The sequence below is a fragment of the Pedococcus sp. P1_H8 genome (assembly GCF_056405175.1).
Genome location: NZ_JBFUCP010000006.1, coordinates 243126 through 255435, shown reverse-complemented (window position 1 = coordinate 255435; position 12310 = coordinate 243126). Strand labels below are relative to the sequence as shown.

At 70.0% G+C, this 12310-nt stretch carries 9 protein-coding genes and 1 riboswitch; of the genes, 4 read left to right on the top strand and 5 right to left on the bottom strand.

Annotated elements, in window-relative coordinates:
• The first annotated feature begins 18 nt into the window (after positions 1-18).
• Positions 19-1227 (top strand): dipeptidase, encoded by a 1209-nt coding sequence (locus AC1DYG_RS10920; protein ID WP_477639873.1) that lies wholly within the window; start codon positions 19-21, stop codon positions 1225-1227.
• A 14-nt stretch (positions 1228-1241) separates the two neighbouring features.
• Here AC1DYG_RS10920 and AC1DYG_RS10915 read toward each other — a convergent pair whose 3' ends face one another.
• The 3 genes from AC1DYG_RS10915 to AC1DYG_RS10905 form a co-directional block, all read right to left on the bottom strand.
• Positions 1242-1904 carry an ion channel gene (locus AC1DYG_RS10915; RefSeq protein ID WP_477639872.1) on the bottom strand — a complete coding sequence of 221 codons (663 nt, stop codon included), beginning with the start codon at positions 1902-1904 and terminating at the stop codon, positions 1242-1244.
• 44 nt (positions 1905-1948) lie between these two features.
• Entirely contained in the window at positions 1949-3310 is a 1362-nt protein-coding gene (locus AC1DYG_RS10910) for a multidrug effflux MFS transporter (protein WP_477639871.1), read from the bottom strand.
• Positions 3311-3414: 104 nt separating this feature from the next.
• Positions 3415-5970 carry an FtsK/SpoIIIE family DNA translocase gene (locus tag AC1DYG_RS10905; RefSeq protein WP_477639870.1) on the bottom strand — a complete coding sequence of 852 codons (2556 nt, stop codon included), beginning with the start codon at positions 5968-5970 and terminating at the stop codon, positions 3415-3417.
• Positions 5971-6448: 478 nt separating this feature from the next.
• Positions 6449-6561: riboswitch (SAM riboswitch) on the top strand.
• Positions 6562-6604: 43 nt separating this feature from the next.
• Between AC1DYG_RS10905 and AC1DYG_RS10900 the strand changes: the two genes are divergently transcribed.
• On the top strand, positions 6605-8014 hold the full coding sequence (locus AC1DYG_RS10900) for an aminotransferase class V-fold PLP-dependent enzyme (protein ID WP_477639869.1): 1410 nt from the start codon (positions 6605-6607) through the stop codon (positions 8012-8014).
• Between the two features lie 143 nt (positions 8015-8157).
• On the opposite strand, the gene AC1DYG_RS10895 is transcribed toward AC1DYG_RS10900, so the two are convergent.
• Both AC1DYG_RS10895 and dapA read right to left on the bottom strand, forming a co-directional pair.
• A complete protein-coding gene (locus AC1DYG_RS10895; protein WP_477639868.1) occupies positions 8158-9843 on the bottom strand; it encodes a ribonuclease J in 1686 nt (561 codons plus the stop codon).
• Positions 9840-10730, bottom strand: coding sequence for a 4-hydroxy-tetrahydrodipicolinate synthase (gene dapA / locus AC1DYG_RS10890; RefSeq protein ID WP_477639867.1), 891 nt, complete (start codon positions 10728-10730; stop codon positions 9840-9842). Before dapA ends, AC1DYG_RS10895 begins: the two co-directional genes overlap by 4 nt.
• A gap of 206 nt (positions 10731-10936) precedes the next feature.
• Between dapA and AC1DYG_RS10885 the strand changes: the two genes are divergently transcribed.
• Both AC1DYG_RS10885 and AC1DYG_RS10880 read left to right on the top strand, forming a co-directional pair.
• Positions 10937-11746 (top strand): thymidylate synthase, encoded by an 810-nt coding sequence (locus AC1DYG_RS10885; protein WP_477639866.1) that lies wholly within the window; start codon positions 10937-10939, stop codon positions 11744-11746.
• 68 nt (positions 11747-11814) lie between these two features.
• Positions 11815-12282 (top strand): dihydrofolate reductase, encoded by a 468-nt coding sequence (locus tag AC1DYG_RS10880; protein WP_477639865.1) that lies wholly within the window; start codon positions 11815-11817, stop codon positions 12280-12282.
• Positions 12283-12310: the final 28 nt, after the last annotated feature.

The following is a 12310-nucleotide window of genomic DNA, read 5'->3' as shown; positions in this document are numbered from 1 at the left end:
GGTGGGTAGCGTGGCCTCATGACCGCGACAGCCGATGCGACCACCGCCCGGATCAGCGCGCTGCTCGAGCGCCACCCCGTCATCGACGGGCACAACGACCTCCTCTGGGAGGCGCGGGAGCAGGTCGGCTATGACTTCGACCGGCTCGACATCGAGGCCGGCGGCACCCCGACGCACACCGACCTCCCGCGCCTGCGCGAGGGCGGGGTCGGAGCACAGTTCTGGTCGGTCTTCGTGCCTGCGTCCCTGAGCGGCGACGACGCCGTGAGCGCCACGCTGGAGCAGGTCGACGCGGGCCACCAGATGGTGGCGAGGTATGCCGGCCAGCTGGCTTTCGCCCGCACTGCTGACGACGTGGCCCGCGCCTGGGAGTCGGGTCGCATCGCCTCCCTGCTGGGGGCCGAGGGCGGGCACTCCATCAACAACTCGCTCGCGACCCTGCGCATGCTGCACGTCCTGGGCGTCCGCTACCTCACGCTGACCCACAACAGCAATGTCGACTGGGCCGACTCGGCCACGGATGTGCCGGTGCACCAAGGGCTGTCCGCCTTCGGCGTGGAGGTCGTGCGCGAGATGAACCGGATCGGCATGCTCGTCGACCTCAGCCATGTCTCGGCCGACACCATGCGCGACGCACTCCGGGTGGCCGAGGTCCCGGCCATCTTCAGCCACTCGTCGGCGCGAGCGGTCTGTGACAGCCCACGCAACGCGCCCGACGACGTGCTCGAGTCGTTGCGTGACAACAACGGGGTCTGCATGGTGACGTTCGTGCCGACCTTCGTGAACCCCGAAGCGGCAGCCTGGCGTGACAAGCTGAACGCCGTTGCCGCAGCACAGGGCATCACGCCGGCCGACGCCGCCGCCTACACCACGTTCTACGACGAGTACCGCCTCGCCCAGCCCACCCCCAAGGCCACCCTGGCCGACGTCGTCCGCCACGTCGAGCACGTCCGCGACGTGGCGGGGGTCGACCACGTGGGCCTGGGGGGCGACTACGACGGGGTGGCCACGCTGCCCGAGGGTCTCGAGGACGTCACCGGCTACCCCCGGTTGCTGACCGCCCTGGCCGACCGCGGCTGGTCCGACGACGACCTCGGCAAGCTGACCAGCGGCAACATCCTCCGGGTGATGAGAGACGCCGAGGCAGGCGCGAGGTCGCTGCAGGAGCAGCGCGGGCCCAGTCTGGCCACCATCAAGGACCTCGACGGCGAGCCGACTGACGGCTAGCTGCAGCTCTCCCGCTAGTTGCGCCAGCGGGTGATGGTCAGGCCGACGACGCGGGCGATGATCAGCGCGACGTACATGACGCCGGCCACCTGCTCGATGATCACGACCGACCGCGCGAGCGGTAGGACCGCCGACACGTCCGAGAGCCCGACGCTGGTGAGGTTGGCGAAGGACAGGTAGAGCAGCTCGAGGAAGGTGCGGTGGCCCTCGCCCTGGAAGGCGGTGAAGGACCCCGGATAGACCACCTGCACGGCCATGAACAGGTGGGCGAACATCCACGACACCACCGTGAAGTTCGCTCCCACCGCGAAGATCTCGTCGCGGGTCACCCAGGAGTCGTCGAACAGGTAGCGGATCAGGCCGTACCCGGTGTAGCCGTAGAACGCGGCGTGCAGGATCGCCGACCAGAAGATCACCTGCTGGTTCGCCGGGACCAGCCCCTCGGCGACCGTCAGCGCCACGACCGGCAGGCCCAGCACCACCGCGACCCACGTCAGCGCCGGCGTCGCTCTGACCGCGTAGACCGCGATCGACAGCACCAGCACTCCGAACACCCCGATGAGCGTGCGCCCGAGCGGTGTGTCCCCGGCAAAGGGGTACGCCATCACCTCGAGCAGCTGGGCCGCGAGGAGCACCCCGCTCGGGTGTCCCTTGACGGCGTTGAACCATTCACGCATGGCGACACCCTAGGGGTGGGCGCCGAGTTGCCAGGCGGCGTGCTTCAGTTCGTGACGATCCTGACGCGCAGCGTCCGGGCGGCCACGACGGCAGCCAGGCAGGCGGTGACCGCCATGACCAGCGCCATCGGCACGGCTGAGCCCGAACCCATCGCGCCGATGAGCGGGGCGGACACCCCACCGATGACGAACTGCGAGGCGCCGAGCAGAGCAGCGGCAGTCCCGGCAGCCTCACCGTGGCGGGTCAGGGCCAACGCGGGGGTGTTCGGCAGGGTGAGACCGCAGGCGAACAGCAGGAACCAGAGCGACACCAGGACCATGGCGAGACCGCCGAACCCGGTGACCGCCGAGGCGAGGAGCAGCAACGCGGCGACTGCCCCGATCGACACCCCGGCGCGGACCAGCTGGCGCGGCTGGAACCGCTTGAGCAGGAAGGGGTTCGCCTGCGATCCGGTCAGGAAGCCCAGCGAGTTGAGGCCGAAGGCGAGACCGAACTGGGTCACACTCAGGCCGTAGATGTCCTGCAGCACGAACGACGAGCCGCCGATGTAGGAGAACAGCGTCGCGAACATCAGGCCGCTGATGAGGACGAGCCCGACGAAGGTGCGGTCCCGCAGGAGCATGCCGTAGGTGTTGAGCACCGGACGGAGGGCCAGCGGCCGTCGACGCTCTGCCGGAAGCGTCTCGCGCAGGGCGAGGCTGGCCAGCGTCACCAGGAGCACACCCGCCACGGCGAGGATGACGAAGACACCGCGCCACGAAGTGAGGCGGAGGATGAAGCCACCCAGCGTCGGGGCAAGCACCGGCGCGAGTCCCATGACCAGCATCAGGCGGGACAGCATCGTCGCGGCGGCGGACCCCGCGAACAGGTCGCGCACCATCGCCATGGCAACCACTGACACGGCCGCGTTGCCCAGCCCCTGGATGGCTCGTCCGACAGTGAGCAGCTCGATGGTCGGGGCGAACGCACAGAAGACCGAGGCCGCGATGTGCAGTGCCAGTCCGGCGATCAGCGGTCGGCGGCGACCGATGGCGTCCGCGAGCGGGCCCACGAGGAGCTGCCCGAGCCCCATGCCGAGCAGGATGCCGGTCAAGGTGCCCTGCACCGCCGACTCCGACGCCGCGAGGTCGCGGGTGATCGACGGCAGCGCCGGGAGATAGGTGTCGATGGTCAGCGGGCCGATCGCGATCAACGCGCCGAGCACGAGGACGAAGCGAACGTAGGAACGGCCCGTCGGGGCGCTCTGGACACCGTTCGCCGGCAGCGGTGTCCGGGTGCTGACCGAAGCCTCAGCAGTGGCTGTCGCAGCAGTGGGGGTCGCTGCAGTGGGGGTTGATGCAATGGACGTCGGGGCGGTCGGAGTCGGGGCGGTGGCGTCAGTCAGGGTCTCGGGGGCGGCAGTCACCTCTGCGCAACGACGAAGGGCACGGGATCTATTTCATCCCGTGCCCTTCGATCTCAGGTGATTTCTCCCACGCAGGGGTCCGTCCCTGCCTTGAATCCTTGCCGTCAGTCCCTGCCGGTGAGCTCCCAGGCATCGAGCGACTCCTCGACCTCCTCGCGACCGGCCAGGCCTCTGGCGACCGGGTCGTTGTCGTAGCGCGAGTCGGGTGCGTAGCCCGGCGTGTAGCCGGCGCCGGGCAGGACGACCTCGTCGGTGCGCTCGACCCCGGCGTCGGCCGGAGCGGCCTGCCCGTCGAACACCGGCTCCATCTCGGGCACCTCGTCCCCGCGCATGAGTGCCAAGGTCATCGGCAGGTCGTCGAGCTTGATCAGCACGTCGCGCGCCTTGGAGCCCTCGGACGGACCCACGACTCCGCGGGACTCCAGCAGGTCCATCAGTCGGCCGGCCTTGGCGAACCCGACGCGCAGCTTGCGCTGGAGCATCGACGTGGAGCCGAACTGCGTCGTCACGACGAGCTCGGTCGCCTGGAGCAGCAGCTCGAGGTCGTCGCCGATGTCGTCCTCGACCTGCTTCTTGGACGCGACCACGGTCACGTCCTCGCGATAGCTGGGCTTGAGCTGGCCGGTCACGTGCTTGACGACCTGCTGGATCTCGGACTCGGTGACCCACGCACCCTGGACGCGCATGGTCTTGCTGGAACCCATCGGCAGGAACAACGCGTCGCCCTGACCGATCAGCTTCTCGGCACCGGGTTGGTCGAGCACGACCCGGCTGTCCGCCAACGAGGACGTCGCGAACGCCATCCGGGACGGCACGTTGGCCTTGATCAGACCGGTCACGACGTCGACCGACGGCCGCTGGGTGGCCAGCACCAGGTGGATGCCGGCCGCCCGCGCCAGCTGGGTGATCCGGACGATGGACTCCTCGACGTCACGGGGCGCGACCATCATCAGGTCGGCGAGCTCGTCGACGATGACGAGCAGGTAGGGGTAGGGGTGGATGACCCGCTCGGACCCTGCCAGCGGCTTGACCTTCCCCGCCTTGACCGCCTTGTTGAAGTCGTCGATGTGCTTGAACCCGAACTGCGCGAGGTCGTCGTACCTCGTGTCCATCTCGCGCACCACCCAGGCGAGTGCCTCGGCTGCCTTCTTGGGGTTCGTGATGATCGGCGTGATGAGGTGCGGGATCCCCTCGTATGCCGTGAGCTCCACCCGCTTGGGGTCCACCAGGACCATGCGCACCTCGTCGGGCGTGGCCCGCATCAGGATCGAGGTGATCATCGAGTTGACGAAGCTGGACTTGCCCGCACCGGTGGCGCCCGCGACGAGCAGGTGCGGCATCTTGGCGAGGTTGGCGATGACGTAGCCGCCCTCGACGTCCTTGCCGACCCCCATCACCATCGGGTGCTCGTTGCCCCGCGCGGCCTGGCTGCGAAGCACGTCGCCGAGGCTGACCTTCTCGCGGTCGGCGTTCGGGATCTCGATGCCGATCGCGGACTTGCCCGGGATCGGCGAGAGGATACGGACGTCGGCGGAGGCCACGGCATACGCGATGTTCTTGGAGAGGGCGGTGACCCGCTCGACCTTGGTGCCGCGGCCGAGCTCGACTTCGTAGCGGGTGACCGTCGGTCCGCGGCTGAAGCCGGTGACCTGGGCATCGATGTCGAACTGCTCGAGCACCTGGCTCAGCGACTCGACCACCCGGTCGTTGGCGGCGCTGCGGGTCTTGTGCGGTGAGCCGGGCTCGAGGATCGCGTTGTCGGGCAACGTGTAGGTGATGTCGCCGGCCAGGGCGAGCTGCTCGACGCGCTGCGGCAACGGGGTCGTCGGCGGCGCCTCGAGGGCGGCCTTGACCTCGATGGCCGGACCCTTGACGGGCGAGGTGGTTTCGGCGGTCGCCGAGGGGGCCAGCACGCCGGGCGAGGTCGGGCGCTTCTCGCCCGGGCGGAACCGCCGACCGTCGGGTGCCACGAGGGCGGCCTGCTCGAACGCCTCGTCCCCCTCGAGGGGACCCTCCGGGTCGATCACCCGGCGACGACGCTTGGGCTTGTCCTCGACCGCGTCGGTGAGCCCATCGGTGCCGGGGTCGACAGCCCCACGGTGCAGGAGGTGGTCGCGCAGCTCGGAGAGTCGGGTCGGGACCAGGTGCAGCGGCGTCGCGGTCATGACCAGGAGGCCGAAGAAGCCGAGCATCAACAGGATCGGCACGGTGCCGTAGACCGACACCGCCGCCTTCAGCGGGCTGGAGGCGAGGAAGCCGATGATGCCGCCGCCGTCGCGCATTCCGTCGGCGCCCTGCGGCGGAACGGGAACCCCGGCGGCGACGTGCGCCAGTCCGGAGGCAGCGAAGGCGAGTGCGCCGAGACCGACGCCGATACGTGAGTTGGCCGAGTCGTCCTGCGGTGCCCGCAGGAGACGGATGCCGAGGAAGAGCAGGGCGAGCGGCACGGCATACGCCACCCGCCCGAAGGTGCCCGCCACGATCGCGTGGATCACGTCGCCGATCGCACCCTCGAAGGCCCACCACTCGCGGGCCGCCACGACGATCGACAGGCCGATGAGGGCGAAGCCGATCCCGTCGCGGCGGTGCTCGGGCTCGAGCTCGCGAGCGCTGCTGCCCACTCTGCGCACGGCTCCCCCGGCAACGTGTGCCATGCCCATCCAGGTCCCTCGGACGGCGCGCAGGGGCAGGGGCAGTCCGCCCCCGCTGGTCTTGCCGCGGGCAGGGGACTTGCGGGGTGCGCTGCTCTTGCGGTTGGCGGGGCGTGTTGCGGTGCCCCGGCCCCCGGATGAGCGCGACCCTGCTGTTGATCGTGCTGGTGTGGACGGACGTGTCGCCATGATCCGCAGGCTACGCGAAGGTCACACCGGACACACGCGTCACACGCGTTCCACGGCCGGGCAATGTGTCCCTTCCGGCCTCGCCGACGACCAGGAATGGTCGTCGGCACAGGCGCGCACCCAGGGGGAAAAAAGGTCGCGCGGGGACGGCGGTGCCGACCCACCCCGCCAGACCGCTCGGCCAAGGCCGCCCGGCCGTTCCACGCCGCAGACCGCAGACCGCGGATCCATCTCAGATCGCGGGAACCCCGCCCGGGTGCTGGATCGCGCTGGGCACGTGCCGCTACCCTCGACGACAGGTCATGAGTGTCAGCGCGAAGCCCCGGCTTGCTGACCAGCAACCCTCCTCCGCGGTGGGGTGCTCCGGGTGACGACCGGGCCGACTGCACCCGCAGCCGGCAAGCGCGGACTCGGGAGCTCTCTCGGGTCCCACCCGGACCAGGAGCTGTACCCCATGTCGATCGCGAGCACCCCGCCACCCGCCTTTCGTCGGAGCGCGCCCCTGGCGCACGCCCGCACCCAGAGCCACCTGCGCCCCGTCCCCGACGCCGGTTCCCTGGGCGAGGTCGGCCCGCTGCCCGCAGTGGTGTCCGAGTCGCTGCTCGTGCCGACGGTGGACGGCGCCGTCGACTATGCCAACTTCGACCACGCCGCGTCGACGCCGGCGCTGGTGAGCGTCAAGAAGGCAGTCGACACCGCGCTGCGGACCTACTCCTCGGTCCACCGGGGCAACGGCTGGGCCTCCCGGGTGACCTCGGCGTGGTACGAGCAGGCGCGGGCCGAGGTGCGGGCGTTCGTCGGGGCACGTGAGGGCGACGAGGTCGTCTTCACCCGCAACAGCACCGACTCGTTCAACCTCCTGGCTCGCTGTCTGCCACGACACACGCAGGTCTTCGTCTTCGAGTCCGAGCACCACGCCGCACTGCTGCCCTGGCCGACGAACCGGACCCACCGGCTTCCGGTTCCCGGCAGCGTCAGCGACGCGAGGGCCCTTCTGCGCACCGCACTCCGCGACCACCCCGGCCGGCACCGCCTGGTCGTGCTGGCCGGTGCCTCCAACGTCACCGGGGAGATCTGGCCCGTCCGGGAGCTGGCCGCCATCGCCCGGCAGGCCGGTGCGAGGGTCGTCCTCGACGCCGCCCAGTACGCACCGCACCGCCCGGTCGACCTCGACGACCTCGGCGTCGACTACGCCGTGCTCTCCGGCCACAAGCTCTACGCACCGTTCGGCACGGGAGTCCTGGCGGGTCGGGTCGACTGGCTCGACGCTGCGGCGCCCTACCTCGCCGGCGGCGGCGCCACCAAGTCGGTGACCGAGCGCGGTGTCGTATGGCAGCAGGGGGCCGCCCGCCACGAGGGGGGCAGTCCCAACGTCATCGGCGCCATCGCCCTGGCGGCGGCGTGCCACGCCCTGCGCGCGCACTCCGACGCCGTCGAGGAGCACGAGCGCGCGCTGGGCGCACGCCTGCTGGAGGGCCTGTCCGCCATCGACGGTGTGCAGACCTACTCGCTCTTCAGTCCCGACCACGAGCGGGTCGCTGTGGCGACCTTCACCATCGACGGGGTGGACTCGTCCCTGGTGTCCGCGGCCCTGTCGGCCGAGCACGGCATCGGCGTCCGGGACGGCAAGTTCTGCGCGCACCTGTGCGTCGACGCCCTGCTCGACGACCCCTATGCCGTGGGCTCCACGACCGCCGTCCGGGCCAGCGTCGGGCTGGCCACGACCGCGGAGCACGTCGAGCGGTTGCTCTCGGCCGTGGCCGAGCTCGCCGAGCACGGGCCTCGCGCCGAGTACGTCAACGGTCCGCAGGGCTGGTTGCCCGTCGGCGACCCGCGGGCGCTCGACCTCGCCCGCCCCTGGTAGCCGACCCCGCGGCATACCCCGCCGTTGGCTGGCAGCTCACACCCCACCCGCCACCCCTTTATCGGGTTACCCGATAAAGGGGTGCTTCACCCGGGAACGGTTCTCGGGTGAAGCGCAACCTTGTTGGGTGAAGCCGGCGCAGGTCAGGCCTGGATGACGACCGGGATGATCATCGGGCGGCGGCGGATCTTGCCGCCGACCCAACCGCCGATCGCCCGGCGCATGACCTGCTCGAGCTGATGGGAGTCGGTGACACCGTTGCCGGTGGCCTCGGCGAGCGCCTGCTCGATCTTGGGCCGCACCTGGCTGAAGATCTCGTCGTCCTCGGCGAAGCCCCGGGCCTGGATCTCCGGCCCGGCGGCGATCTTGCCGGTGGCGGAGTCGATCACCACGATGACCGAGATGAACCCCTCGTCACGCAGGATCCGGCGGTCCTTGAGCAGCGCCTCGTCGAATTCACCCACCGAGGACCCGTCGACGTAGACGTAGCCGCAGGGCACCGCCCCGACGATCCGCGCGACACCGTCGACGAGGTCGACGACCACGCCGTCCTCGGCCAGCACGACCTGCTCGCGGGGGACACCGGTCTGGACCGCGAGCTCGGCGTTGGCCACGAGGTGGCGCCACTCGCCGTGCACCGGCATCACGTTGCGGGGCTTGACGATGTTGTAGCAGTAGAGCAGCTCGCCGGCGCTGGCGTGGCCGGACACGTGCACCTTGGCGTTGCCCTTGTGCACGACGTTGACACCGAGCCGCATGAGGCCGTTGATGATGCGGTAGACGGCGTTCTCGTTGCCGGGGATCAGGGACGAGGCCATGAGGACCGTGTCTCCCTCTCCCACATCGATGCGGTGGTCGCGGTTGGCCATCCTCGACAGCGCAGCCATCGGCTCGCCCTGCGACCCGGTGCAGATCAGGACGACCTGGTCGTCGGGGAAGTTGTCGAGCTTCTTGACGTCGACGAGCACGCCGTCGGGCACGTGGAGGTAGCCCAGCTCGGCGGCGATCCCCATGTTGCGCACCATCGAGCGGCCCACCATGGCGACCTTGCGCCCGGCCGACTCTGCGGCGTTGAGCACCTGCTGGACACGGTGCACGTGCGAGGAGAAGCAGGCGACGATGATCCGGCGCTGGGCGTCGCGGAACACCTTGTCGATCGCCGGGGCGATCTCGCGCTCCGGAGTGGTGAACCCGGGGACCTCGGCGTTGGTCGAGTCCGTCATGAACAGGTCGACGCCCTCCTCCCCCAGCCGGGCGAAGGCGCGCAGGTCGGTGAGCCGGTTGTCCAGCGGGAGCTGGTCCATCTTGAAGTCACCGGTGTGCAGGATCGTCCCGCCCGGCGTCCGCACGAAGACCGCGAGCGCGTCGGGGATCGAGTGGTTGACCGCCACGAACTCACAGTCGAAGACACCGAGCTTCTCGCGCATCCCCTCCTTGACACCGAGGGTGTAGGGCGTGATGCGGTGTTCCTTGAGCTTGGCCTCGATGAGCGCCAGCGTCAGCATCGACCCGACGACCGGGATGTCGCGCTTCAGCTTGAGCAGGTAGGGCACCGCGCCGATGTGGTCCTCGTGGCCGTGCGTGAGGACGATCGCCTGGATGTCGTCGAGCCGGTCCTCGAGGTACTCGAAGTCCGGGAGGATCAGGTCGACGCCGGGGTGGTGGTCCTCCGGGAACAGCACGCCACAGTCGATGATGAGCAGCTGGCCGGCGTGCTCGATGACGGCCATGTTGCGGCCGACCTCGCCGAGGCCGCCGAGGGCGATGATGCGGACGCCGTTGGCGGCAAGCGGCCGCGGGAGGTTGAGCTCGGGGTGGGGATGACTCACAAAAGTCCTGACTCGGTGAGACCGGCGCGCAGCTGCGCGACCTGGTCGGGGGTGGCTTCGACGAGGGGCAGGCGCACGGTCGCGGAGTCGATGACTCCGAGCTCGACCAGGGCGGCCTTGGCCATGATGGCTCCCTGCGTGATGTTCATGACGGCGTTGACGGCCGGGACCGCCTGCCGGTTCAGCTCCTGCGCGCGGGCGAGGTCGCCCTTGTCGACGGAGGCGACCATCTCGGCATAGATGTCGCCGGCGACGTGGCCGACGACCGACACCACGCCGATGGCGCCGTTCGTGAGGTGGGCGAGGTTGAGGGCGTCGTCACCGCTGAACCACAGCAGGTCGGTCTGCCGCATCACCTCGGTGGCGGCGAAGAGGTCGCCCTTGGCGTCCTTGACCGCCCGGATGCGAGGGTGCTGGGCCAGCCGCAGGTGGGTCTCGGTGTGGATCGGCACCCCGGTGCGCCCGGGGATGTCATAGACCATGACCGGCAGGTCGCTCGCGTCGGCGACCGCCTCGATGTGCCGGGCGATCCCCTCCTGCGGTGGCTTGTTGTAGTACGGCGTCACGACGAGCAGGGCGTGGGCCCCGGCCCGGGTCATCGCCTTGGCGAGCTCGACGGAGTGGGCGGTGTCGTTGCTGCCGGCCCCCGCCGTGATGGCGGCCCGGTCGCCGACCGCCTCGAGGACGGCCTTGAGCAGCTCGACCTTCTCGGCGTCGGTCGTGGTGGGCGACTCCCCGGTGGTGCCGCTGACGACCAGGCCGTCGTGGCCGTGGTCGACCAGGTGGGTGGCCACGCGCTGGGCGGCGTCCAGGTCCACGGATCCGTCGGGACGCATCGGGGTGACCATGGCCGTGACCACCCGGCCGAACGGAGACGTCGCACTCATACCGGCAGGTTATCGCCCCTGGGGCCAACGCTCGCGCCCCGCACACCCTGCGGTCGCCGGTTTTGGCGGGAACGCGCCGCCCCCTGGCGCCATCGGGCCCTCGGCCAAGCCCACCGCTGGGTATGCCGCGTGGCCGGCCACGCGGCATACCCAGCCGTGGTGGTTGGGTCCCGGCAGCTGTCACTGGCTCGGGTTACGCTGCGTCCGTGCAGCAGTATCTCGACCTCCTCGACCACGTCATGACCACCGGCACGGACAAGTCCGACCGCACCGGCACGGGCACCCGTTCGGTGTTCGGCTACCAGATGCGGTTCGACCTCTCCGAGGGCTTCCCGGTGCTCACGACCAAGAAGCTCCACCTCAAGTCGATCATCGGCGAGCTGCTGTGGTTCCTGCGGGGCGACTCCAACGTGCGGTGGCTGCAGGAGCGGGGCATCAGCATCTGGGACGAGTGGGCGGACGACAACGGCGACCTGGGCCCGGTCTACGGCTACCAGTGGCGATCCTGGCCGACCCCGGACGGCGGCCACGTCGACCAGATCGCCAAGGTCATCGAGTCGATCCGCACCAACCCCGACAGCCGCCGACACATCGTGTCGGCGTGGAACGTCGCCGACGTCGACTCGATGGCGTTGCCGCCGTGCCACACGATGTTCCAGTTCTACGTGTCCCCTGCGGCGGACGGGCACCGGGCCAGGCTCTCCTGCCAGCTCTACCAGCGGTCGGCCGACATCTTCCTCGGCGTCCCGTTCAACATCGCGTCCTACGCGCTGCTGACGATGATGGTCGCGCAGGTCTGCGACCTCGAGCCGGGCGACTTCGTGCACACCCTCGGCGACGCGCACCTCTACTCCAACCACGTCGAGCAGGCCACTCTCCAGCTGACCCGTGAGCCCTTCCCCCTGCCCCAGATGAAGATCGCCTCCGGCAAGGAGATCGACCAGTTCGACCTCGGCGACTTCGAGCTGGTGGGCTACCAGGCACACCCGTCGATCAAGGCCCCGATCGCGGTCTGAGCCGTGCCGATCGCGGTCCGAGCCGTCTTGTCCAGCCGCCGCGTGCGCGCTGTCGCTAACCTGTGCCCATGACCAACGTGACGCTCATTGCCGCGGTCGGCCGCAACGGCGTCATCGGAGCCGACAACGACATGCCGTGGCACCTGCCCGACGACTTCGCGTACTTCAAGCGCACGACGATGGGCCACCCGATGGTCATGGGGCGCAAGACCTTCGACTCCATCGGCCGGGTGCTGCCGGGTCGCCGGACCATCGTCGTGACGCGCCAGGCCGACTGGAGCCACCCCGACGTCGAGACCGCGCACTCGCTCAGCGAGGCGTTGTCGCTGGCTGGTCCCGCGGCCGAGGTGTTCGTCTGCGGCGGTGGGCAGGTCTACACCGAGGCGATGCCGTGGGCGCACCGGTTGCTGATCACCGAGGTGGACCAGTCGCCAGAGGGTGATGTGCGCTTCCCCGACATCGACCCGGCCCACTGGCACGAGGTCCGGCGTGAGCGGCGCGACGGCTTCAGCTGGGTGACATACGACCGGGCCTGACCCCGGACGACGCGACCGTGCCCGGAGC